The 23,578-nt window shown below is 49.2% G+C and carries 17 protein-coding genes and 2 pseudogenes; 11 read left to right on the top strand and 8 right to left on the bottom strand.

The window, feature by feature from the left end:
- The first annotated feature begins 197 nt into the window (after positions 1–197).
- The 7 genes from FD32_RS04370 (at position 198) to FD32_RS04400 (ending at position 8,808) form a co-directional block, all read left to right on the top strand.
- On the top strand, positions 198–1,355 hold the full coding sequence (locus FD32_RS04370; RefSeq protein WP_047768277.1) for an ATP-binding protein: 1,158 nt from the start codon (positions 198–200) through the stop codon (positions 1,353–1,355).
- Positions 1,356–1,940: 585 nt separating this feature from the next.
- Entirely contained in the window at positions 1,941–3,284 is a 1,344-nt protein-coding gene (locus FD32_RS04375; RefSeq protein ID WP_047768275.1) for a TrkH family potassium uptake protein, read from the top strand.
- A complete protein-coding gene (locus FD32_RS04380; RefSeq protein WP_047768273.1) occupies positions 3,277–3,948 on the top strand; it encodes a potassium channel family protein in 672 nt (223 codons plus the stop codon). Before FD32_RS04375 ends, FD32_RS04380 begins: the two co-directional genes overlap by 8 nt.
- Positions 3,949–3,959: 11 nt before the next feature.
- Complete coding sequence (locus FD32_RS04385) at positions 3,960–4,640, top strand: class I SAM-dependent methyltransferase (RefSeq protein ID WP_047768272.1); 681 nt, start codon at positions 3,960–3,962, stop codon at positions 4,638–4,640.
- A gap of 65 nt (positions 4,641–4,705) precedes the next feature.
- Positions 4,706–6,496, top strand: coding sequence for a DNA helicase RecQ (gene recQ / locus FD32_RS04390; RefSeq protein WP_047768270.1), 1,791 nt, complete (start codon positions 4,706–4,708; stop codon positions 6,494–6,496).
- 138 nt (positions 6,497–6,634) lie between these two features.
- Positions 6,635–8,092: an amino acid permease gene (locus FD32_RS04395; protein ID WP_047768268.1), complete on the top strand. Its 1,458-nt coding sequence runs from the start codon at positions 6,635–6,637 to the stop codon at positions 8,090–8,092.
- On the top strand, positions 8,092–8,808 hold the full coding sequence (locus FD32_RS04400) for an alpha/beta hydrolase (protein ID WP_047768266.1): 717 nt from the start codon (positions 8,092–8,094) through the stop codon (positions 8,806–8,808). Before FD32_RS04395 ends, FD32_RS04400 begins: the two co-directional genes overlap by 1 nt.
- 178 nt (positions 8,809–8,986) lie before the next feature.
- On the opposite strand, the pseudogene abc-f reads toward FD32_RS04400, so the two are convergent.
- Together abc-f and FD32_RS04410 are read right to left on the bottom strand one after the other, a co-directional pair.
- A pseudogene (abc-f, locus tag FD32_RS04405) lies at positions 8,987–10,473 on the bottom strand (ribosomal protection-like ABC-F family protein).
- A 246-nt stretch (positions 10,474–10,719) separates the two neighbouring features.
- Positions 10,720–11,667, bottom strand: a complete 948-nt coding sequence (locus tag FD32_RS04410; RefSeq protein WP_047768264.1) for a Dyp-type peroxidase — start codon at positions 11,665–11,667, stop codon at positions 10,720–10,722.
- A gap of 163 nt (positions 11,668–11,830) precedes the next feature.
- Between FD32_RS04410 and FD32_RS04415 the strand changes: the two genes are divergently transcribed.
- The gene (locus tag FD32_RS04415) at positions 11,831–12,490 is read left to right on the top strand and encodes a putative quinol monooxygenase (protein WP_047768262.1); all 660 of its coding nucleotides are present in this window, start codon (positions 11,831–11,833) and stop codon (positions 12,488–12,490) included.
- 66 nt (positions 12,491–12,556) lie between these two features.
- Here FD32_RS04415 and gtfA read toward each other — a convergent pair whose 3' ends face one another.
- From gtfA to FD32_RS04435, 4 genes are all read right to left on the bottom strand, one after another.
- A complete protein-coding gene (gene gtfA / locus FD32_RS04420) occupies positions 12,557–14,014 on the bottom strand; it encodes a sucrose phosphorylase (protein ID WP_047768260.1) in 1,458 nt (485 codons plus the stop codon).
- 19 nt (positions 14,015–14,033) lie between these two features.
- Positions 14,034–15,251, bottom strand: a complete 1,218-nt coding sequence (locus tag FD32_RS04425) for an MFS transporter (RefSeq protein ID WP_047768257.1) — start codon at positions 15,249–15,251, stop codon at positions 14,034–14,036.
- A 288-nt stretch (positions 15,252–15,539) separates the two neighbouring features.
- Complete coding sequence (locus tag FD32_RS04430) at positions 15,540–16,382, bottom strand: aldo/keto reductase (RefSeq protein WP_047768255.1); 843 nt, start codon at positions 16,380–16,382, stop codon at positions 15,540–15,542.
- A 49-nt stretch (positions 16,383–16,431) separates the two neighbouring features.
- A complete protein-coding gene (locus tag FD32_RS04435) occupies positions 16,432–17,223 on the bottom strand; it encodes a serine hydrolase (protein WP_047768253.1) in 792 nt (263 codons plus the stop codon).
- A 196-nt stretch (positions 17,224–17,419) separates the two neighbouring features.
- On the opposite strand from FD32_RS04435, the gene FD32_RS04440 reads away from it, so the two are divergent.
- Positions 17,420–18,673: a D-alanyl-D-alanine carboxypeptidase family protein gene (locus tag FD32_RS04440; RefSeq protein ID WP_047768251.1), complete on the top strand. Its 1,254-nt coding sequence runs from the start codon at positions 17,420–17,422 to the stop codon at positions 18,671–18,673.
- 230 nt (positions 18,674–18,903) lie between these two features.
- On the opposite strand, the gene FD32_RS04445 is transcribed toward FD32_RS04440, so the two are convergent.
- Positions 18,904–19,941, bottom strand: a complete 1,038-nt coding sequence (locus tag FD32_RS04445) for an aldose epimerase family protein (protein WP_047768249.1) — start codon at positions 19,939–19,941, stop codon at positions 18,904–18,906.
- 139 nt (positions 19,942–20,080) lie between these two features.
- On the opposite strand from FD32_RS04445, the gene FD32_RS10085 reads away from it, so the two are divergent.
- A complete protein-coding gene (locus FD32_RS10085; RefSeq protein ID WP_169746077.1) occupies positions 20,081–20,245 on the top strand; it encodes a hypothetical protein in 165 nt (54 codons plus the stop codon).
- Between the two features lie 199 nt (positions 20,246–20,444).
- On the opposite strand, the pseudogene FD32_RS04450 reads toward FD32_RS10085, so the two are convergent.
- A pseudogene (locus FD32_RS04450) lies at positions 20,445–21,830 on the bottom strand (DUF2252 domain-containing protein).
- 131 nt (positions 21,831–21,961) lie between these two features.
- Here FD32_RS04450 and FD32_RS04455 point away from each other — a divergent pair.
- Positions 21,962–23,512 carry a plasmid pRiA4b ORF-3 family protein gene (locus tag FD32_RS04455; protein WP_047768247.1) on the top strand — a complete coding sequence of 517 codons (1,551 nt, stop codon included), beginning with the start codon at positions 21,962–21,964 and terminating at the stop codon, positions 23,510–23,512.
- The last annotated feature ends 66 nt before the right edge of the window (positions 23,513–23,578 follow it).

A 23,578-nucleotide genomic window follows, 5' to 3' on the forward strand; every position in this document is an offset into this window, starting at 1 on the left:
TCATCATTGGCCAGTCGACAAAGCTAATTAATACCTGAACACTATTCTCTGTTAAGAATATTATATCATATCCTGAAACGTATGTTCGATTAAAAGATTAAAAAATATCACTCCTTATATAGTTACCATTCTTCCAGAAGCGGCGGTAAGATACCAACTAGGATAATTCAACAGAGCGGAAATGAGGAGGAACAATAATGGTAGCAAACGCACTTAATTTGGTTGACGGCAAAAGGGTCGCCGTGGATTTTCTTAAGGCCCACCACTTACTGATCGTCGGACAGACGGGAAGTGGGAAAACTACTACGACCTTGTCTTTGCTCGACCAGTTTCAGCATGAGAACCAGACCGCAATCGTCCTTGATCCAACAGGCGAGTATGCCCAATTACCTAACGCTGTGACCTATACTCTGGGAGAAAATGCATACCTGGAAGCGGGGAAACTCAGTGCTAGTGAATTGCAGGAGGTACTGGGGACCCAACTGTCACCCTTATTAACGGAGAAATTGGTTCAGGCAATCGACGCACTGAAGGTTCAGCATAACCTGGTTCAGCGGCCGGGCTGCTACCAAAAACTGGGCCAGGCGATCGACCAGTACCAACAATTACTCAACCAGTTGAGCACTTGGACGAGTGAATATCAAATTGCCCAATTGCCAGACCAACTAGTTGAAGAAATGGTCATTCCCTTTCCAGATAGCCGGGCCGACTACCACTTGCTGGGTCAGGTGTATGATTACGCCACCATTAGTCGGGCATGGACGGCGATGATGAACCTTCGTGAGTGCCTGAGCACCCCTTACTTTCGCCGGATTTTTGATATGGTCCCCCACCCGGGAAGGGCAAAAACAGAGCTTTCGTTTGTCCTGAAGATGTTCCTGGCCCACCGCAGCAGTCACCGGACCCTAGTCATTGACCTCTCCATGCTAAAACAGTTTGAAAGCCGTCAAGGGACCATTATTTCCTACCTTCTCAAGATTATCTTAAATAACCGTCTCCAGAAACGGACCGCTTTTCCGGTGAACATCGTTCTTGACGAGGCCCACCGTTACCTGTCCGCTAACGACCAGTCCCTTAGTCACAACGGAATTTTTCAGGTCCTCCGGGAGGGACGCAAGGTTCATCTTCGGATGATTTTGACAACCCAGTCCCCGCTAGACCTGCCCGCTAAAATGCGGTCACAGTTTAATACGGTCCTCATTCACCGTCTCCTAAGTGTCGACGAATTAACCGCCCTGTCAACGACGGTACCGTTTTCTACGGTAGCAGGTTTACCAACTGGTCAGGCCTTTTTGCAAACGGCCGGCGGTGCCCAGCAAGTGGTCGTAAATACGCCGGAGTGGTGGACGGATTGAGCACTGACTGTGTGAACTTTCACAATGATTATAGTTTTAATGAAAACTCTATCGTTACAGGGCAGTTTCAATGTTAAAAAATAGTTGCCAAACGTTAACATTTTTAAATAGTACTTTACTTCACAATATTTTTTGCTATAATAAAAAAAGCAAATTTGATATTTGCTACTACATAATGAAAATGACGTTGCTACGATAATATCGAATTATTTTCCTTTCATCCAATTAACATCCAAACATCATATATAAGTCGTATTACCGGGTAGCAATGATTAAGACAAGTGGCTGAGAGAAAACTATGTTTTCTCACCAGCCACTTTTGCTTTACGAATATTACACGGTAATCGCGTGGAAACCAAATAGGATTGCTCCGCGTCAAAGCATGTTCCTAGTATCTAGCGTCGCAAGGCAAGTCCATTGATTACGGACGATCGCTGTCCCGTACCGTACCAATAATCGTCCTATATTAAGGCACACTCTAATGCTTTTTTTCAGCTTCTCCCTTTTCTATTTCCCGGGAAATAGTTGTACAGGCCCCCATAAAAATGCTTATAATTAATTGATAAGACAATAGGGGGAAGTAGCTTGATAGAGATCAATAAGCACCGCTATTCATTTCCCAAATTACTGACTTTGGGATTCTTAGTGGTGATTGCCATCGGGACAGTTTTATTGTTACTGCCGTGTTCGACCGCCAGTGGCCTCCGTACCAGTTTTATGACGGTCTTTTTTACGTCGACGAGTGCGACCTGCGTGACGGGGTTGACCCTAGTTAGCACGGCCACCCACTGGACCCTCTTTGGGCAGACGGTGATTGCCCTCTTGATGGAGGTGGGGGGCCTAGGGTTTATGACCTTCGCCGTCATGATGTCGTTGATGATTCGCCGCCGGGTGCGGATGTCGACCCGTCTGCTGACTCAAGAGGCCCTTAACCTGGATAACTTGTCACAGCTGAACGTTGTTTACCTGATTATTAAACTATCGCTGTTGATTCAAGTCTGCGGGGCGGCCTTCTTGTTCTTCGACTTCTATCCCCGTTACGGGTTGGGGAAGGGAATCTGGTTCAGCATTTTCCATTCCATTTCGGCCTTTTGTAATGCCGGTTTTGACCTCTTTGGTAACAGCATGGAAAACTACCTGAATGACCCTTACATGATTTGTGTCCTGGCTGTGTTAATTGTTGCTGGTTCACTTGGTTTCTTAGTTTGGAAGGACCTCCTCAACTATCATAAGTACCACCACCTTTTCCTCCATACCCAGTTAGCCTTGCGGACCGGGGCCGTGATTTTTGTCCTTTCCTTTATTGTTTACTTTGTGACGGAACACAATTTGGCCCAGTTGAGCAACCAAATTAGTTACCCCCAGCGGTTACTAAATACCCTCTTCATGGCAATTACCCCGCGGACGGCCGGTCTAGTTACCTTCCCCTATACCAAGTTGAGTGCCGCGGGAATCAGCCTGACAATCATATTGATGTTTATTGGTGGTACGCCGGGGTCCACGGCTGGTGGGGTCAAGACGACCACAATTGGTCTACTGGCTACCCAGAGTATTGCGACCCTGCGTGGTCAACGTGACACGAACTTTGCCCACCGGCGCTTTACCCAGAGCAACATCAACCGGGCCCTGACCCTATTCTTTGTTGCCCTTTGTATCGTTATGCTGGCTATCCTGTTGCTGGTGGAAACCCAGGACCTTCCCAAGCATGATTCCCTGAGCTACGTGACTTTCGAGGTGCTAGCGGCCTTCGGGACTACCGGGATTTCTTTGGGAATCACCCAGAGTTTGAACCTCTTTGGCCAGCTCGTGATTATGTCATTAATGTTTATCGGCCGGGTGGGCATCTACACCGTAATGTTCTCAATCTTCAATGCCCAGCCGAACGTGAAGAGTTACCGTTATCCAGAGGAGAGTGTTTTAATTGGCTAAAAAAGAAAGCTATGCCGTAATTGGCATCGGCCAGTTTGGGGCCGCAATTTGTGAGTCACTGGTTGCTGCCGGTCAGGAGGTATTAGCAATTGACGCCAACCCTGAAGTCGTTAATGAGCTGGCAAACACCGTGATGCGGGCAATTGTTGCCGATGCCCAGGATGAGGACGCATTGCGGGAGGTCGACATTGGCCATTTTGACCATGTTTACATTTCAATCGGAAAAAACATCGAGGCCAGCATCATGGCTACCTTGATTACCAAGGACCTAGGGGCTCCTGACGTTGTCTGCCGAGCAGAAAATGTTAACCATGCCCGTGTCCTGGAACGGGTGGGGGCGGATATGGTGGTGCGGCCCGAGCATGATTTGGCAAAGCGGCTGATCTTCCAGCAACTGAATCCGACCCTAGTTGACTATGTAAACCTCAGCAAGGAAACGACCCTGGCGGAGATCAACGTTAATAACCCGAAGTTCTATGGAAGAACCATTGGGGAAATTGACTTCCGGAACCGTTACCGGGTTAACGTGATCATCATTGTGAGCGAAAACGACGAGATTAACCAAATGCCGCAGGCGGATGACGTTATCCAGCCCCACGACAAGATTACAGTTGTGGGCAGTACCAAGGATATTCAGCGGTTAAATGAACTTATCCAAGATTAAGGAGGAGAAGAGTGAGAAAGAGTGCTATCAGTGTTGTTACCATTGCTATTATTGCGCTAATTGCCGTATTTACCGGTCTCATTGGTGCCTTTGCCAGTCATGAATACTGGAACCTGATATGGGTGGCCTTGATTATTATTTGGGCCGGAATCTTTTGCCATACCGTTTCCCGGGGACACGAGAAGATCTGGCAACGCCTTCTACAGCAGTTGGCAATCCCTAAGAATTCCCAGGTACTGGACTTAAGTGCTGGACGGTTGACAGACTTAATGATGATTGCCGGCCAGCTCCAGGCCTCCGGAAAGGTAACGGGAATTGCCGACTGGCAGCAGAGTTTGGAAATCGCCAAGCGGCGGGTTGCTGCCGCTAAGTTGGCGGACCGGGTAAAACTAGTTGATGGGTCAATGACGAACTTACCGTTTGCTAACCAGCTATTTGACTACGTGGTGATTGACTCAGCCCTGCATAACATCACACCCGCCATTCAACGAGGCCGGGCGCTTCAGGAAACTGCCCGGGTACTGAAGGCCCACGGGACCCTCGTAATTGTGGATACGCGGGCAATGAAGGAATATCGTCAAGTCCTTAGCAACGTTGGCTTTGACGACATTCAAGTCATTAATACCGGCTTTGATGGCTGGTGGGGAGGTCCCTGGATTACAACTAAGGTCTTGATTGCCAAGCGTTCCTAAAATTTAGTGCATGGGGCTCGAGCAGCCGTACTTATAAGATAGATAATAGAGAAGGGAATGTTGGTATGTCACCGGAGCAGGTTCTTAAAGATAATTTTGGCTTTACGAAGTTTCGCAAGGGCCAATCAGAGGTGATTTCCCGGGTCCTTGCTAAGCAAAATGTTCTTGCCGTCATGCCAACTGGTGGCGGTAAGTCGCTTTGCTACCAGATTCCGGCCCTGGTCAATGACGGGATTACGGTCGTTGTGTCCCCACTGATTTCCTTAATGAAGGACCAAGTAGATTCCCTGCGGCAAAACGGGATTAACGCGGCGGCCATCAATTCGACGATTCCCCAGGAGGAGGTCAACCCGATCCTGCGGGGCGCCTATGAGGGCCGGATCAAGCTAATTTATGTTACTCCCGAGCGGCTTAACATGGACTACTTTCGCTACCAGTTAAATTTTCTTCCAATTGACCTTGTTGCAATCGATGAGGCTCACTGTATATCACAGTGGGGTCATGACTTTCGGCCGGCTTACCGGCAATTAAAGGATGCGGTTGACCATCTGAAGTCGCACCCCAATATTCTTGCCCTAACGGCGACGGCTACCCCGGCAGTTCAGGAAGATATTGGTGACCAATTAGGAATTAGCAAGGATAATTTTATTATCACGAGTTTTGCCCGGCCTAACATCAGCTTTCAGGTGGCTCACCCGGAGACGACCACCCGCCGTTACATCCGTGACTACCTAAAGGAGCACCAGGATGAGGCGGGGATAATCTACGTTAATACCCGGCGAGGGGTTGATGAGCTTACCGATTACCTGGCTGGGCAGCACTTCTCCGTTGCGGGTTACCGTGCTGGCATGGATCCGGCTGACCGGGCCCAGGTTCAGGATGATTTTCAGTTTGACCGGGTCAACACGATCGTAGCCACGAGCGCCTTCGGAATGGGAATCGATAAGAGTAACGTTCGCTTCGTCATTCACGCCACCAGTGCGCAGAACATTGAGTCCTACTACCAGGAGGCAGGGCGTGCCGGCCGGGATGGCCTACCGAGTGAGGCAATCTTGATTTACCACCCCAATGATATTCGCCAGTACCGCTGGTTTATCGACCAGTCAACGGCGGACGATGATTATCGTGACCGCCAGTACCAGAAGCTCCAGGCTGTGGCGAATTACGCTAGCACGCCGGAATGTCTTCAGCAGTTCATTGTCCGTTACTTTGGCCAGGATTGGCCGCCATGTGGTCACTGCAGCAACTGCACGGACCAACGGACGGTCCAGGATATTACGCCGGAAAGTCAGCAGGTGATTGCCCTGGTCAAGGAACTGGGCGGCCGCTTCGGTAAGGGTGTTGTTGCCCAGGCGGTAACCGGCTCACAAAGCCAACGGATGCGTGAAATCGACGCCCAAAGTCTTGAATACTTTGGGGCCCTTAAAAAGATGAGCAAGCAGGCGGCAGCAAGCCTGATTGACTACCTGGTCGCAACTGGTATCTTAGAAACTGCGGGCGCCCAGTACCCGGTTCTCCGGATTGCCCAGGCCGGGTGGCAGGTCCTGGACGGCGCAAAAAAGGTAACCCGCCGTCAAGAAGAGGCACCATCGCGGGCCCACACCCAGCTGGTAGAGTCACCAGATGTCGCGGCCCTCTTTGAGAAGCTCCGGCAAAAGCGGCGGGAGCTGGCTGATGAGCAGGGGGTACCCCCGTTTATGGTCTTCTCTGACCGGACCCTGCATGAGATGGCCCAGTCTAAACCGCAGACACAGCGGGAATTTCTCCTGGTCAATGGGGTCGGCCAGCGGAAGCTTGAACAGTACGGGGCGACCATGATGGACGTCATTGGTGAGTACCTGGCGGGAAAAGAATAATGTTAAAAATAAAGAGGACGCTAGTATTCGGAAAATCCGAATGTTAGCGTCCTTTTTGTGTTTTTTCGCAGCTTCTTTTTTGAAAGTGCGGCTTGAGAAGTGTAGAATGATTCTAGCTTATTTTAAGGGAGTGGCATAATGAGTGAACAGAGTAATCATGTGCGCCGGTTACTGAAAACCCGGCACCTAGAGATGATTGCGTTAGGTGGCTCGATTGGAACCGGGCTGTTTATCGCCAGTGGTTCAGCAATCCATACCGCTGGACCGGGTGGCGCAATCGTGGGATATACGATCATGGGAATCATGGTCTACTTCTTGATGACGAGTCTCGGGGAAATGGCGACCTTTTTGCCGGTCAGCGGTTCCTTTGCGACCTACTGTACCCGCTTCGTCGACCCCGCCTTGGGCTTTTCAATGGGGTGGATCTACTGGTTCAACTGGGCATTGACCGTTGCGGTGGATAGTACGACCGCCGGGATTGTCATGAACTTCTGGTTTCCCCACGTGCCGAGCTGGATATTTAGCCTGGTCGTGCTAATCTACATCATCACGGTCAATGCCCTGGCTGTCAGTGCCTTTGGTGAGGCAGAATACTGGCTGGCCATTATTAAGGTCCTGACCGTGGTCCTCTTCTTAATCGTCGGTCTATGCGTAATTGTTGGTATCATGGGGGGCCAGGCAATCGGCTTCCACAATCTAACTTACAAGCAGGCACCATTTGTTGGTGGGGCCCCGACAATTTTAAGTGTCTTTCTGGTTGCGGGATTTTCCTTTCAGGGAACTGAGCTTGTGGGTATTACCGCTGGTGAATCGGCAACCCCGTCAAAGAGTATCCCCAAGGCCATCCATTCGACCTTCTGGCGGATCCTGCTCTTTTACATCCTGGCAATCTTTGTCATTGCTTGTGTCCTGCCGTACACCAGTAAGAACCTCCTGGGCTCTTCGGTTAAGGATATTACCATCAGCCCATTCACGCTGGTTTTCCGGCGGGCTGGTTTGGCATTCGCGGCAAGTGCGATGAACGCGGTTATCCTAACGGCAGTTATTTCCGCTGCCAATTCCGGGATGTATGCTTCCACCCGGATGATCTATTCGATGGCCCATGAAGGTCAGGCGTGGAAAATCTTTGGCCGGACCGATAAACGGGGGATCCCCATTTACGGCCTGATGGCTTCCACTTTGGTTGCCTCCTTGACCTTCTTGACGGGAATCTTTGGCCCGGGCATCTATGAATTCCTGATTGATTCCAGTGGTCTGGCCGGCTTCCTGACCTGGATGGGGATGGCGGTTGCCCATCTTCGCTTCCGGCGGGCGTATCAAGCACAGGGGTACGACATTAATGACCTCCGTTACCGGGCCTCGTTCTACCCGGTTGGACCAATTTTAGCGGTTATCCTTTGTGCGGTGGTCGTGATTGGCCAAAACCCGACAGCAATTTTGGAGGGGCAGTGGCAACAGATTATTCTAACCTACCTCAGTGTTCCCCTCCTGCTTGTCCTGTGGCTGTACTACCGGCTGCGCTACCATACCCACTTGATTCCGTTAAAGGATGTTAACCTTCACGGGGGCCAACTTAAACATAATAAGGTGATTTGATGGATATTCGGAATGTAAAACTAAATGAACCATTTTCGTCAATTGATATTTACCATAGCAACGCGGATGAACCATTGCCAGGGGTCGTGATTGTCCCCGGGGGAAGCTATAACAAAATTATGGAACGTGATTCCGAGCGGGTGGCGGTAACGATGGCCACGCACGCCTTCCAGGCCTTCGTCATTCGTTACCCGGTAGTAGAGCACAAGGACTACCAGGCGGCTAAGCGGGCCCTGGCTCAGGCTTTCGACTACCTGGTGGATCATGCTACTGCTCTTGATCTTGACCCCCAGCGGCTAGGGGTCCTGGGATTCTCGGCGGGTGGCCAGCTGGCTGCTGCATACAGTAACCAACCGGCAACCCGGGCCAAGTTTGTCGGCCTTGGTTACCCGGTTATCCAGCCGGCAATTGACCAGCGGATGGGTGTCCAGACGGAAGACGTTGCCAAGCTGGTGACGGCCCAGACGCCGCCAACGTTTATCTGGGGGTCGATTAAGGATGGCCTTACCCCCTATTTGGAACATGTTGCCCACTACGCGAATGCGTTGGCGGGTCATGGTGTCTTGTTTGAACTTCACGAGTTTAGTACTGGCGGGCACGGGATTGCCCTTGCCAACCACTATACCGGAATTGTCAACTACAATCGTCAGGACCAGCACATGGCCAAGTGGTTCCCACTCTTTTTGGAATGGTTTCAGGAACTGAATCTTAAATAAAAAGCGAAGCTGAGGGAGTGAGACAGAACTAGCTTGCTATTTCGTTTTCGAACCCCCGCAAGCACAAAGAGGGCTCTAGCGTTCGGAGAATTCGAACGCTAGAGCCCCTTTGTGTATTGCGCTGTAGCATTTTCAAATATATATGAGACTTATGTCACACCCCCTTTCAGCTTCGCCTTCATTTCCCGGGCAATAATTCAACCTTCTCACTGGCAACAGCGTTGATGAAACGCTGGTCATGTTCGACAAAGAGGAGGGGTGGTCGGTAGTCGTGAATGAGTTTGATCAATTGGTCCTGGTTGTAGGTGTCGAGGTAATTCAGGGGCTCATCCCAGACGTAGAGGTTGGCGGGGGTAGCTAGTGACCGGGCCAGTTCAACCTTCTTTTGCTGGCCCATGCTCATTTGCTCGATTGGGACGGTGAAGCTGGCTCTTTCCATTCCTAATTTGCGCAAGATTTTAAGAAATTGGTCATATTCTAGTTGGTTCTGCCGGGCAAATTCCCGCAAGGTGCCGTGGTTGGTGGCATAGTCCTGGCGAACACAGCTTATCTTTATCCCGTGAGCAAGGGAAATGTTTCCCGTGATCTTCCCCGTAAACTGCCCAAAGAGGGTCTTGATGAGGCTTGACTTCCCAATTCCGTTAGGACCAATTAGCGCCACTTGCTGTCCGGTCTTGACCGCAAAGCTGACGGGTTGGAAGAGGGACGTGGGGGCCCGCTCAGGGCAACTTTGTCAACACTAAGGAGGGTTTCGTGGTGGGTCCTTACCAGGTTAAGGGGCAGGGGGACAATCTCCTCGACCTCCGCCATTAGCCCTTGTCGGTCCTCAATGGCGGAGGTTAACCGGTTCGTGGTGGTCACAGTTTTCTTCATCATTTTCGCGGCCTTGGCACCAATGAAGCCCTTGTCGGCATGCGCATTATTCTTCTTTTCGTTTTCTGCTCGCTGGGCCCACTTCGCCCGTTGCTGCCGGGTCTTCTTGAGCTCCTTGATTTCGGCCTTAAGCTGGTGGTTCTTGGCGGCGGCCTCCTGGTCCCGCCGCTTCTTCTGGGCAAAGTAGGTGGCGTAATTGCCCTGTTCCAGGACCAGCTGGTGCCGTTCAATTACCAATGTATGGTCGATGACGGTATCGAGAAATGCCTGGTCGTGGCTCGTAAGGATAAAGCCTTGCTGCTTGGTCTGTAGGTAGGCGGCCACTTGTTTGCGCCCGACCTGGTCCAAGTGATTGGTTGGCTCATCGAGCAGGAGAAAGGCCCCCGGCAAGGCAAAGGGGGCGGCAAGTTGGACCTTAGTTTGTTCGCCCCCACTGAGGGTGTTGTATGGTTGCCAGAGGATTGTCGGGTCGACCCCCATGGTGTTTAGCTCACGTTCGATTTGCCATTGGGCCAGGTTGGCGAGGCCGGGTGCTCCTAGCAGGGTATTAATCGTCAGGTCCCCACTTTCGTTGGTAACCAGTGGAAAGTAGGCAAAATTAAGGTTGCTGGTCACCGTCCCCGTATAGTCCAGCTGGTGTAAGAGAATCTTCATTAGGGTCGTTTTGCCCCGTCCATTGCGCCCTAGTAGGCCCATCTTCCAGTCACTATTAATGTTTAAGTGACAGTTGGAAAAGAGGGGGGACTGGCCGGGGTATGCGAAGGTAAGTTTTTTAATAATAATCGGTTCCATTAGATAATCACGTTCCTTTCTGGAACGCAAAAAAAGGCCTACCCGCGTAGGATAGGCCCTTATTTTTGACGGACTTTACCGTCACTAATGGAACCAACTAAATGAAATTATAATTCTACCCGGGAAAGCTAATTCGCGCTGGATGCTGAATTAACAATCTTAAAATGTGTAGAATTAAAACTTCAATGGTTGATTCCTCCGTGTAAATGATGGTGTCAGTGTAATAACTTTTCTTTTGCTTGTCAACTACTTGTTTAATTCACCATCGGCAATCTTGTCAAGCAGTGGCCGGGATGGGATGAAGAAGAGCTGGCCGGTAAGGATGTCGGAGAATGAAAGCAGGTAGTCCTCGTTCTTCAGCATGTTTTCAAGCATCGTCTTCGTGACCTTCCAGTAACGGGAGTAGCCGATGAAGTAGGTCCCGGTGATACCAGAAGCAGGGTCAGAGTATGGAACGTTCATCCGGACAATCTTTTGTTCAACCCCATTAATCTTGGCTTGGGAGGCAACGTTGTGGGCGTTCTTGAACTTTTCACCATCCGGCAGTTCCAGATCGGAGAACTTCTTCCGTCCCACGGCTTTTTCTTGGTCTTCAGTGGTCAACTTGTCCCAAATATCCATGTGGTGGCGCCACTTTTGGGCGAAGGCGTAGGACCCGTTTTCAAAGAAGGGGTCTTCATCGCCGACAATGGCGTAGTCAGCGGCATCTTCAACTTGTGGTGCCTCGGTGCCGTCGATGAAGCCAATGATGGCCCGGCCTTCGAAGTAACGGAAGCCCTTCGTCTCATCAACAACGGTAGTAATGTCTTTCAAGAAGAGGCGACATTGACTGATCAGTTCGTAGACCACGGCTTCGTCATTAGCCCGAATGTGGAGGAAAATATCACCCTTCGTGGCTGGCATTGAGTACTTTTCGGTTGCCAGCGTCTCGTAAGGTTCCAGTTCCTTCGGCTTTGGTGCGTCAGGGAAGAGGTAGTCCCATGCCGCACTGCTGAAACCGAGTGAGGCTCTTAAATCCCCCTTGTTATCACGAATTCTGAGGGAACGAACAATTGCCTGGTAGCGGTCCACAAATTCTTGGATTGCTGCTTGTTCCTTGGCTTGGTCCTGTCGATTAAGCTCGAGGACAGTGAATTGAACGTGTTCGCCTGCATCTTTCCAAACATCTTGTGCTTTACTTGGATTCATAGTCATTGGAAAAATCTCCCTTCACATTAGTTCCAATTCCACTTTTCATTATACCATTTTAACGGTGCCGTGGCCTGCTGTTGTGGGTGCCAAAAAGTTTTCGGTTTACTTTGGATAGCGTTTTGGCTTATGATATAAGCATTATTAAATTCAAGAGGATCAAATAACTATGATGAATGCCGATAATTCTGTCGTGTTTAAGATGCACCTGATTAAAATTGCTCCAGATACGTATGAGCAATACTTAAATGCTAACCGCGGTAACCTGATTACGGCGGTGGCGATTGAGGACGGTACCTTTGGAATGTATGCTTCACACCAGCCAGATGACCTCACGAGCAACTACCTGTTTGAGGCCTTTGACAACCAGGAAGCGTACAAGGAACACGTTAGTTCTGACCAGTACCAGCAGTTTGCGCAGGAAATGGATGGCGTGGTCACTAACCATGATGAAATTGACCTGGTTCCCCAGTTTATGGGCCACCAAAATGTTGCGCTAAACATTAGCACCCCGAACGACTTATGGGTCAATATCGTACGGATGACGGTTGCCACCGACCACCAGGCTGAATATAAAAAGGCGGTGACAGCTGAGTTACAAGGGGCGCTGAGTAACGACCCGGGGATGTTAGCGGTCTACGTGGGTACTGAAGAGGGAAAACCAAATGAATGGGTAATCTACGAGGTCTTCCAGTCAGAGGAAAATTACCGTCAACACATTGCTGACCCTGCTTATCAGGCATACAAAGATAACACCAAGCAATGGGTCGAAAACAAGGACGTCAAGCAAACAATCGGCGACGTTCTGGTTAATCAGAATAATAACTAAAAAGGATTGGCGAAAATTTCGCCAATCCTTTTTTGTAGAAGATTTAAGAGAGATTCTGAAGAGAAATTATTTTTGTCCCATAACAGTTTCGCCGTTTGCAGTGATGGTGAAGGCCTTCTTAGCAGCATCGGCATCCAAGACGGCCACGTTAGCCCCATCCTTGTCCTGACGAGTAATCTTGATGGTCGTTTCGGATGGCGTTTCCACCTTGATGGAACCGTCAAGGTCAAAGGCGGCAAACTTGTTCCGCCATGACAACAGCTTCAACAGGTTAGCAACAACTGGCCGTTGAACTTCCTTAGCAACTTCTTCCTTGGTGTAGTAGTGACGGTTGATGTTCCGCCCTTCCTTCGTCTTTTCGAGCAGGGCGAGGTCGTTTGAACCAGCCAGTAAACCAACGTAGTAGATCATTGGGATACCAGGGGCAAATACTTGGAATGCCCGGGCTAACAGGTAAGCCTTGTCATCGTCACCCAGGGCGGAGTAGTAAGTGGAGTTGATTTGGTAAATGTCCAGGTTGTGGTATTCAGCACTGGAGTACTTCCGCTTAACGTTAGCCCCAACCTTGTACAGTTCGTTGGAAGCGTACTTGATTTCATCGTCGGTCAAGATGTCCTTAGCATCCACAACCCCGATTCCATCGTGGGTGTCCAGGGTAGTGAATTGCTTCATTGGGCACATCTTCAGCCAGTTAGCTAGCCGTTCTGTCTTGCCAGAGTACAGGGTGTACAGGGTGGTCATTGGGAGGGCAAAGTCATAGATGAAGTAACCGTGCTTGGAAATCTTTTGTGGAATGGTGTAGTGTTCGTGAATTTCTGGAAGAATTTCGGCCTTGTAAGGTGCCAGAATGTCACGAACTTCATTTAACAGGTCCCAAATTTCTGGTTCAACAAAGAAGTCGTTGGTGTCAACCTTCTTAACAGCGTAAGCAAAGGCGTCTAACCGGATTAAGTCGGCACCGTGCTTAACCATGTCAGTTAATGTTTGCTTGAAGAATTCTTGGGCAACCTTGCTCTTAACGTTGATGTCGATTTGTTCTTCACCAAACGTGTTCCAGAGGTGTTCCTTGCTACCGTCGTCAAAGTCGATTTCCTGTTCTGGCGCCTTATCCTTCCGCTTGTAGATCAGGTCGATATCCTTTTGCGTAGGGCGACCCTTACCAGCAGCTTCCCAGAACTTTTCCCAACGGATGAAGAAGTCGCTGTACTTGGAAGCGTCATGGTTCTTCTTGAAGTCTTGGTACATCACTGACTTCTTGGAGATGTGGTTGATCATGAAGTCAAACATCAGGTAGTAGTCTTCACCCAGTGCTTCGACGTCGTCCCAGTTACCAAAGGCAGAGTCAACAACATCGTAACGGTAAGGGGCAAAACCACGGTCACCGGTTGATGGGAAGAATGGTAAGAGGTGGACACCACCAATAGCGTCACCGATGTATTCCTTAAGGACTTCGTGAGTTTCCTTAATGTTCTTGGCCATGGAATCAGAATAGGTGATCAGCATTGCTTTGTTTTGAATTGGCATAATAAAAGACCTCCAAAAATTATTGAGCTTGTTTTGCAGTGTGACGAGTAGCAACAAAAATAATGATCGCAATCAGGATCAGGACGACCCCGTAAACGGGGAATGGCGCCGCCAGCCCCATCCCACTTGTTGGCTTCCCCAGCAGGTGGTTGGTCCATTCCGCAATTGATGGGGAGAAAAATGAGCCAAAGTTGAAGCCAATCAGGCAGAGGGATGTAACCAGTGGTTGCCGGTTAGCTGGTGCCAAGTCCGGCAGCAGGTTGAAAATCAGTGGTGAAACCAACTGAAGTGGGAAGCCGATTAACAACAAGCCGACGACCATCATGACAAAGTTACGACCGGCAAAGCCAAACAAGAAGTTGGCAAGGGCCATCAGGCCGAGTCCCAAGTAGACCGTCCCGAAACCGAGCCGCTTTTGGATGGTCCCGTAAGAGATTCCACCCAAAGTGGCCCCAATCAGCATCAATGACAAGAACATCGATGAGCCTGCATAGTGGCTCCCTTTAATCATAACAGCTAATCCGGGGAAGCGGTTCTCCATTCCCACATAATCAGTGACAAGCAGGAAGGCGAAGAGAACGAGCAGGTAAACCACCGGGCTGATCTTAATAGTCGGCTGACTCTTTGTTAGGTTACCAGCTAAGTTGTCCTCGTCAATGTCTTCGTCCTGTGATTGGCTATCGTTAGGAACCCGCAGTGCGAAGAAGATTAGGACCAAAAAGGCCAGAAAGTAAACCGCAAATGAGAAGTGCCAGCCAACAAAACTGAGGAACAAGCCGGCAATCGTTAACGTACATGCCTGACCAATCTGTTCCGCGGCGGCCCGCCAGCCAAGCATCTGGGCCCGCTCAGTGCCTTCGTACCAAACCGAAATCATTGAGATTGCTTGCGAATTATATAAACCGTAACCAGCCCCTAAGATTAACCGCGAAATTAAAATCGTGGTGTAGTTATCGACAAACATCGGGACAATTCCCGCAAAGCCGACAATCATGACCCCGATCATGATGATCTTTTTATCGGAAATGTGGAACCATTCCTGAAGCAGTGGTGAGAGGACCACGAAAATCATGACGGCAAAGGAAGGGGTGGTGACCAGGTACTCAGACTGGGTCTGGGTGACGTTCAAGGCGGCCTTTAGTTGTGGAAGGGAACCTTGAATGGCGTAGGCACTGGTTACCACGAAGGAAACGGATAGAAACGCAAGCTTTGTAATAATCGAACTTTTGTTATTCATACCTCGTATTGCTTTCTAAAAGATAATTTCTTGATAAACGTTTATCAATTTAATTTGTGACTATAATATACAATGTAAAATTAATATTGTCAAACGTTTATCAAAAATATTTTGCAATCACTTTCATTGCTGGTGGACCGGCAATAATTGAAAATGCCTCTGAAAGCTTATCGATACTGAGAAAGACGGTTAACGAGAGGTGATTGTTCAGTGGGACGCAAAAGAAAAAAGCCCCGGCAGCCGTCCTTCATAATGAAGGGGCGGTGCCGGAGCTTTTCTACCTAGCAACTAGTACTGCTTGTTATATTCGTAAACCAGTTCGGGTTCGCGACCAGTACGCTTGTATTCGTTTAGGGCATTGATTTGCTGCATTTCATCGTTTGTCAATTCAAAGTCATAGATATCTGCGTTTTGGGCAATTCGGGCCTCATGGACGGACTTTGGAATAAAGGAAACGCCGCTTTGCAGGTGCCAGCGCAGGATTACCTGGGCAGGTGACTTGTGGTGACGGTCACCAATTTCCTTGAGGACCGCTTCGTTAAGAACCGCGCCCCGCCCAAGTGGGCTCCACGCCTGGGTGACGATGTGGTGGTCGTGATTAAACTTGAAAAGCGGCTTTTGGGTAAGCAAGGGGTGGAGTTCAATTTGGTCCACAACCGGCATTTCGTGTGCTTGGGTGGCAAGGTATTGGAGGTGAATCATCTCAAAGTTGCTGACCCCGATTGACTTGGCGAGCCCGGCCTTCTTGAGGTCTTCAAATGCCCGCCAGGTATCAAAGAAGGCGCGCTGAATTGGCCAGTGGACCAGCAAGAGGTCTATGTAATCCATCTGGAGCTTCTTTAAGGATTCCTTGACGGAGGCAATTGCCCGGTCATAGCCCTGGTTGTCTTCGCTGACCTTGGTGGTTACGAAAATATCCTTACGGGGGATGGCTAACTTTTGCAGGGCCATTCCGACCTCAGCTTCGTTGCCGTATAGTTGGGCGGTATCAAAGAGCCGGTAGCCGTCCTGGTAGGCGTTTTGGATCGATTCTGTCATCGTTTCTTGGCCATCGACCTTGTACAAGCCAAAGCCCTCTTGGGGCATCTTATTACCATCAGCAAGGGTTAAAAGGTTACTTTTGATATCCATTGAATACACTTCCTTACAAATCGATAGTAACACATCAAAAAATAAATGTTTACTTCATTGCGTTCTTGGTTACCCGGGCGAGCTGCTCGATAGTTTGTTGGCCCCCCGCCATTGAGGAGTTATTATCCGTGTACACGGCAATCGTGTAGTCCGTACCGTTGTTGTTCTTTACGTAACCAATACTGTTGACAATCCAGCCAGAACCTTCGTAGCTTAACCAGCCGTTTTTAATGGCAAAGTTGTTACTGTCCGCAGAGATTCCCCAGGTTTGATCGGCGTCAACGTTACTCATTAAGGAACGAATCGTCTGTTGTTGCTGACTAGAGAGGATGTCGGACTTATAGAAAATATTATTGAGCAACTTGATCTGGTCACGCGGTGTGGTCGTTGACAAGCCCCAGTTTTCCCGGGCGGTAGAATCGGTCATCCCAAACTTATCAAAGGTTTGCTGGAGCCCCGCTTGCTTACCTAGGTAGTTTTCAAAGAGTTCAGTCGTTGCGGTATTATCACTTTGTTCGATCATGGCATTGGCCAGGCTTTCTTGGTGGGCAGTTAGACCGCTGGGCTGTTTGAGCAGGATTCCTGCTAAGATCGCAACCTTGACAGTACTAGCGGCGTGAAACTTATGGTTGGGCTTGTTAGCAGCGGAATACACCCGGTGTGTCTTGGGTGAATAGACCGCGATGCTCACGTTCCCATTTGAGGTGTAGATAATCTTATTCCAGGCGCTAGTGAGGCGATTATTAAGTGAACCATAGCGGTGGATTCCCCATATTCCCAAAATAATCAGGATAATAACTAGCCAAATTCTTCTCTTGCGGTGGTGCGTTCTTTGCTGCATATCACTTGTCCCCTTAATCATGAAATCCACATAAATACAATGATACCGATAATAATGAAAAAATAAAGTCAGGGGAATAATCTTAAGGATACTTTTTAACTTTTAGGTTTTCGGAACTGATTTGTTAACAAAACGTCATATTAAATTACTTGTTTTTCGGCTATGATATGAAGGTATGTAAAAGAAACCAGCGGGAGTGATAGCAATTAAAAAGTTAGTTATAAGGGTGTTGCTGGTCATAATCAGCTTAAACATCAGCATAGTTAGTGGGATTACCGGTGTGACGGCTAGCAGTAAGAACCGGGCCTTCTTTGATATGAAGGCCCGGTCCGCTTACGCAATTGACGCCGAAAGTGGCCAGGTCCTATACCAAAAGAACGCCACCAAGCGGTACCCGATCGCTTCGGTCACCAAGATTTTGACACTGGCGGTAATCGAACAGGATATTCGTGACCACAAGATGAGCTGGAAGCAGAAGATCACCATTACGCCAGAGGTTGCTAAGGTCGCTAACGACTGGCACTTCTCAAATGTTCAGCTGAACGCCGGGGAAAAGTACAGTGTTAAGCAGTTGGTTGATTCGATGATGCTGGTTTCCGCCGATGGGAGTACGGAAGCCTTAGCGTTAGCGAGTGCCGGGAGCACGGCCGCCTTCAATAAGAAGATGCAGCGCGTTGCTCATGCCGCCGGTGTCTACGATGCCAAGATTTATAACATGATTGGCCTGCCTAATGGTGACTTGGGGAAAAATGCTATTAAGGGAGTCGATAAAAATGCGGAGAACCTCTTTTCTGCCCGTGACATGGCCCTGATTTCCAAGTACGTGATTGAAAAGTATCCAGAAACGCTCAACATTACCAAGGAAAAATTTGCCGACTTTGATGTTAGTGCCGACCACAAAGAGCACATGGTAAACATCAATTCCTTACTACCGCAGAATGGGGCGGCGCCAAAGGATTGGCAGATTGACGGCTTGAAGACGGGGAACACGGATGTGGCCGGTAAGTGTATTGTTAGTACCGGAACGTATGCTGGCCGGCGGGTCATCGTCGTTGCCCTCCATACTAAGGGCGGCTGGAATGACCAATCTAAGAACCAAAAGGCCTTTTATGAACAGCTGGCCGCCAGTTACCAGCCCCAAACGCTAACGAGTATCAAGGGATTACCTAAGACCCTGCGGACACAGCGGGTGGTCCACGCTAAGAAACGTCATTCCACGAAGCTAGCCCTTATTAAGCCAGTGACGGTTTGGCTGCCTAAGAACACAACTTGGGCTCAGGCAAAGCCGTCCCTTCAAATTGATAAGCAGCACCGTTCAGTGACCGGTAAGCTTCAAGCACCTTTGAAGAAGGGCGAAAAGGTGGGGACAGTTAAACTTCACCCGGCCGGCTTGCCAACCATGAAGGTTCCGGTTAAGAGTACCCACGCAATTCTAAAGACGTTCTTTTAAAAAACAAGAGCTAGGAAAAAAGCATCAGGGTGCGCCTTTGGCTAGTACAGGACGATAGTCGGCACGGCATAGGCGCCGATGATCGTCCATAATCAATGGACTTGCTACGCAACGCTAGACACTGGCTTATGGTTTTCCGCGATTACTATGTAATATTCGAAAAATACAAAGAGGGTGAGAAAAATTGTAGCTTTTTCTCACCCTCTTTTAAGTATTTACGAAACATTAATTTAGTATTCAACGTGCCACTTAATAGTGTAGGCCTTTTCCTCACCAGGGTGAAGGTCGACGTTACCAAATTCAGGATGGTGTGGCGTGTCAGAAAGGGTTTGGGCTTCCATGGCAATCCCCATGTGTGGCTGGACCTTGCCGTGGTTGTAAACTGTTGGGTCGTCAGAGTTCATGGTGTACATAACCAAACCGTTCCGGTCAGAGTACAAGGTCATCTTCCGGCCGCTTTCTGGATCTTCAAGGCTAGCAACAGGCTTGTCCAGGCTTGGTTCAACTTCCCAAATGTCGTCAAAACCATTTTCCTTCGTTGCGGCCATTGGCTTTAAGGCATCAGATAGCTTAGTAGGTGTACTAAAGTCAAACGGGGTTCCGGCATTGGCAACCTTTTCACCCGTTGGAATCTTACCATCGTCAACGGCCAAGTGGTTCTTGGAGTTAACGTAGAGTTTTAAATTATCAATCGTCTTTGCAGCAGCGTTTGATAGGTTCCAGTAAGTGTGGTTGGTTGGGTTGAAGAGGGTGTCGGCATCAGTGGTAGCGCTGAACTTCAGGCTCAGGTTATCGTTATTGTCAAGCGTATAGGTAGCGACAACGTGCATCTTACCCGGGAAAGTATCCATTTCTGGTGTTAAGGTTAAGCTGAGGGTCAATGAAACGGCATTGTCCGTCAACTTGGTACCGTCAACGTGCCAAACGTGGTTGTAGAACCCGTTCTTCCCACCGTGGAGGGTGTTCTTTCCTTCGTTTTGCTCAACGTGGTATTCTTTACCATCAATTTTAAATTCACCGTCGCCAATCCGGCCGGCAACCCGACCAATCAGACGGTTGGTGCAGAAGCCATTCCCGGTGAATTCATCTAAGTTTTCGGAAGTCAAAACCATATCGGCTTTACCGCCATCCTTGGTCGGGACCTTGAAAGATTGCAGTAAACCGGCAAAGTCCAAGATTCCGGCTTGAACGCCGTTGTCATTAGTCAATACATACTTAGTTACAGCTTGGCCATTAAATTTGCCAAATGGCACTTTAACGATATCCATAAATTAAATTCCTCCTTGAAAGTAAGCGCTTTATGTATACATAATATTCTACCACAGTTTACAAAGTGATGAACAAATGAAGGAAAGATTGTTTGTTTAATGGTGAAGGGGATAAAATAGTCATAAAGGAGATGGCAAAATGCGGCAGGATTGGTGGCCACGTTTCAATAAGAGCTTTCAACGCAATTTCATCGACTTCTTGATGATTTTTGCGGCCGAAGACGAGTTTATTCATAAACACAAACGCAAGAGCAGTATGATTGCGGAACAGAAACGTTACGGTGAGAATGGAAAGGGTAAATAGAGGCCGGGGAAAATTGCATTCCCCCACCTCTTTTTTCTGTCTTCGAATATTACACAGTAATCGCGGAAAACTATAGACTAGCTTCGCGTCGAAGCGTGCTCCTAATGTCTAGCGCCACGAAGCAAGTCATTGATTACGGCCGCGCGCTAACGATCGGCCAATACTAGCAGGAGGCGCACTCTGATGCTTTTTTCCAGCTTTACCCTTTTTCAACAGCCTTTTTGAAGGCGGTATAGTCGGCAGTCACCTGGTCGACATAGCGTAGTGACCAGTCGGCGAGACCCTTATCCAAGACCTTTTGATGTTTGAGGTAACCCCGGATCATTGGTGAAGTCGGGCTCTCAGTGTGGGCCATTGCCAAGAGAAGGGCACATACCTGACAGTACAGTTGGAAGCTGTCAAAGTCGAGCTTGTTAACCTTGATGGATCCCTTCATGTCACGGAACTGACGGACGTAGTAGCTCCGTCCGCCAAAGCGTGTGCTGGCCAAGAAAGGGTCGGAGCTTGACTGAAGAACCCGCTGGGCGGTCACAATCCGGCGCCCCGCCTGAATCCCATTTTGGATGGCCTGTTGGACCTGGAGATTAAGCAGGTTGTAACGTAAAGGTAGGGTTTCCTTGACTTGGAGGACAAGGTGGCTACCATCAATTCCCGTCAGTAGGATCAAGTAACACCGGGTCCCAAAGCTACCGACACCGACGCTGTAGCGGATAATGTCCGAAATGTGGAAGTTGGCGAGGAGGACACGGACGTCCTCTCTGGCGTTTTGCCGGTAGAATTTATATCCAGCAACAACCTGCTGGTAGAGGATGGGCCCCAGGTGTTTAGCGTGGGGTGGGTTGTCCTTAAAGACCAGGTTACCCCGCTCATCCGCTGTCCCCATCTTTTGGATGATTTCCTCGGAGTTACTGTGCTGGCTCTTCTTCATGATTTTTTGCAGGTGGTAGTTCATCTGGACATTACCATCCCCAACGAATCGATTGTCCGAATCATGTCATTGATCTCAAAGGAAAAGTAGAAGACGTCAGAAAGCGTCATCCGGTTAGCGCGCTTGATGGCGTGGCGGTAGGTTTTGGTGGTTAGTTGGAGCAGGTCGTACAAGTTCTCTTTGGCAAAGCCGTTCTCCTCGCCCGCTAGCTCAGCGCTGACTAGCAGCCGCTTTAGGTCACTTTCCCAGTTACCAATCCGGGCTTCATCAAAGTCGTTAAGCCCAAATAACAGTTGCCGTTCGGGGGAAGCGTAGAAGCCAAAGTTATTGACGTGCGCGTCCCCACTGATGACGATGGGGATATTGCTTTGGGCCTGCTTTTTGAGGTCCTGCTCCATCAGTTCGGCTGTTCCCCGGAAAAATGAGAAGCGGCTGGCCAACATCCGCTTGTGGCGCAGGGGGAGAAGTTCGGGAATCATCTTGGACTCGGTTAGTCCGATGGCGGCAACGGGATCACGGTCAACCGGTGTGAAAGTTGCCAGTTGTGAACTCGGAATTGCTGCTTGCTGTTGCTTTCCCCCCTTCCACCAGTTCGTGTTTGCTTTGGGGAATTTGTAATCGCTTCAAGTCAAAAATATCAAGCTGTGAATTGATCATGGTGAGCTTCCTTTCCGGTCACAGTTTTAATAAACCTATTTTAGTATTTTCTTTAAGTTTAGGGAACAATGTTTGTCATCAAAAGGTCAATCTGTCACAATGAAAGTGAATATAGTGAAGGAGGGGTTTAAGTGATTATCGCAGTTGATAGCTCTTTTGCTCAACACCTGCATGTTAACCCGCATGAAGTTGCTGAACAGGATTTAAATGATGCCCAAGCCTGGTCGGTACACTTCATTGATGACTTTATGGTCATAATGAATAACCAGCTCGCCGTGCCAGTAATTGTCCGCCACCCGCAGCGCTTTAACGACTCCCGGTCGTTTATCACCGCCTTCAAACGTGAATTTCTACGTCTGATGGAGGCTGCCAGCCTGCCCCACGCCAAGATTCGTTTGATTCGTGATGGTCAGTTGCCCACGGTCCGGTTTACATATTTAAAGACGCCCGCCATCGCGCGACAGCTCAAGAAGTGTGAGGAAATGCTCACGGGAACGGGGGCCTTGATCGACTGGGATGAACAACCTAACAATACGGAGATTGCACTCCAACTGGCGGATAAACTCCGGGTAATAGATCCCGAGCTGGAGGATACAATTCCCGTTATGGACATGTTTGAGAAGTATTCCCTCGATAGTTTTCACCTACCGGCCCACCCGACCTTTAATGAACAAAATCGTCGCTATCTTTACCATGATGAATCACTAGTTGACATTACCAGTGCTGTCGCCGTGAGCCAGCTTTTCCTGACGGATTACCAAAAGTACCTGGGAGAACGGCAAAAAAATGACCAGGTGATCGACCGGGACAAGGACATCGCAACGGAATACTGTTCCTACTGTGAGGCCCGGGGCCTTTCACCGTTGGATGATCTGACCCTACCGTATTACTACCTCCTCCACTATGAGGAAATCACGGAGGGAAACATCTCTGATGCGGAAGCCAAGGCAATTGTAGCGGCCCTCAATGATTTTGGTCACTTTATGCACTACCAGTACTTTTTTACTGATGAGGACTTTGATAACTTTATCCAGGCGGCCGGCCAGGGTCTGGAGGATCGGCACTCACCACAGTACCTGTTCCGCCTCCAGCAGCTTTTACATAATATGCAGGAGGAATTGACCCGGCAACGGCAGAACCTGGGGCGCTCACGGTCGATGGTCAAAAAGCGGTTAAAAGTACGGGCAGTTTTGAAAGGTTACCGACCAACCATGTGGCGGGAATTTGAGGTCGGTGGGGACACCCGGCTTGATAAACTCTGCTTTCAAGTTCTTGCCAGCTTTGGGGCCACCGGAGACCACCTCTTCGAACTTCATGTTGGGAAAAACGTTTATCAACTGCCAGTCCTTAACCGGGGCAAGCAAACCGGGGAAGCATTGACGGCCCACTGGTTAGGAGAATTTAACCCGGGGGATGAATTTCTCCTGGAATATGATTTTGGGGATTCGTGGGTATTTACCATTACAATTGAAAAGGTGACTACCACACGTCCTCTGCAGAATACCCGTCACGCTTACCTATTAGATGGCTATGGTAGCGGCATTATTGAGAACATTGGAGGAACAGCGGGCTTAATGCAGGCGGCTGAGGATGACCCAACAATCAATCATGAGATTGATCTCAAGGCAAAGCAGAACCAGTGGGGCGGGCAGATTGCCTGTCTCCAGCACCGCTATGAATAAGGTGATGTTATTCACAAATTCCGGCTTAGCGTTACAATAGGAAATAAAATCAGGAAAGCGAGGACT

Origin of the sequence: Limosilactobacillus panis DSM 6035 (genome assembly GCF_001435935.1) — a bacterium.
Classification (GTDB): Bacteria; Bacillota; Bacilli; order Lactobacillales; family Lactobacillaceae; genus Limosilactobacillus; species Limosilactobacillus panis.

Bases quoted from the DNA above. Each gene is read 5' to 3' on its own strand.
- FD32_RS04370 (WP_047768277.1), top strand. From the start codon at position 198: ATGGTAGCAAACGCACTTAATTTGGTTGACGGCAAAAGGGTCGCCGTG.
- recQ (WP_047768270.1), top strand. From the start codon at position 4,706: ATGTCACCGGAGCAGGTTCTTAAAGATAATTTTGGCTTTACGAAGTTT.
- FD32_RS04395 (WP_047768268.1), top strand. From the start codon at position 6,635: ATGAGTGAACAGAGTAATCATGTGCGCCGGTTACTGAAAACCCGGCAC.
- FD32_RS04400 (WP_047768266.1), top strand. From the start codon at position 8,092: ATGGATATTCGGAATGTAAAACTAAATGAACCATTTTCGTCAATTGAT.
- FD32_RS04410 (WP_047768264.1), bottom strand. From the start codon at position 11,667: ATGACTATGAATCCAAGTAAAGCACAAGATGTTTGGAAAGATGCAGGC.
- FD32_RS04415 (WP_047768262.1), top strand. From the start codon at position 11,831: ATGATGAATGCCGATAATTCTGTCGTGTTTAAGATGCACCTGATTAAA.
- gtfA (WP_047768260.1), bottom strand. From the start codon at position 14,014: ATGCCAATTCAAAACAAAGCAATGCTGATCACCTATTCTGATTCCATG.
- FD32_RS04425 (WP_047768257.1), bottom strand. From the start codon at position 15,251: ATGAATAACAAAAGTTCGATTATTACAAAGCTTGCGTTTCTATCCGTT.
- FD32_RS04430 (WP_047768255.1), bottom strand. From the start codon at position 16,382: ATGGATATCAAAAGTAACCTTTTAACCCTTGCTGATGGTAATAAGATG.
- FD32_RS04435 (WP_047768253.1), bottom strand. From the start codon at position 17,223: ATGCAGCAAAGAACGCACCACCGCAAGAGAAGAATTTGGCTAGTTATT.
- FD32_RS04445 (WP_047768249.1), bottom strand. From the start codon at position 19,941: ATGGATATCGTTAAAGTGCCATTTGGCAAATTTAATGGCCAAGCTGTA.
- FD32_RS10085 (WP_169746077.1), top strand. From the start codon at position 20,081: ATGCGGCAGGATTGGTGGCCACGTTTCAATAAGAGCTTTCAACGCAAT.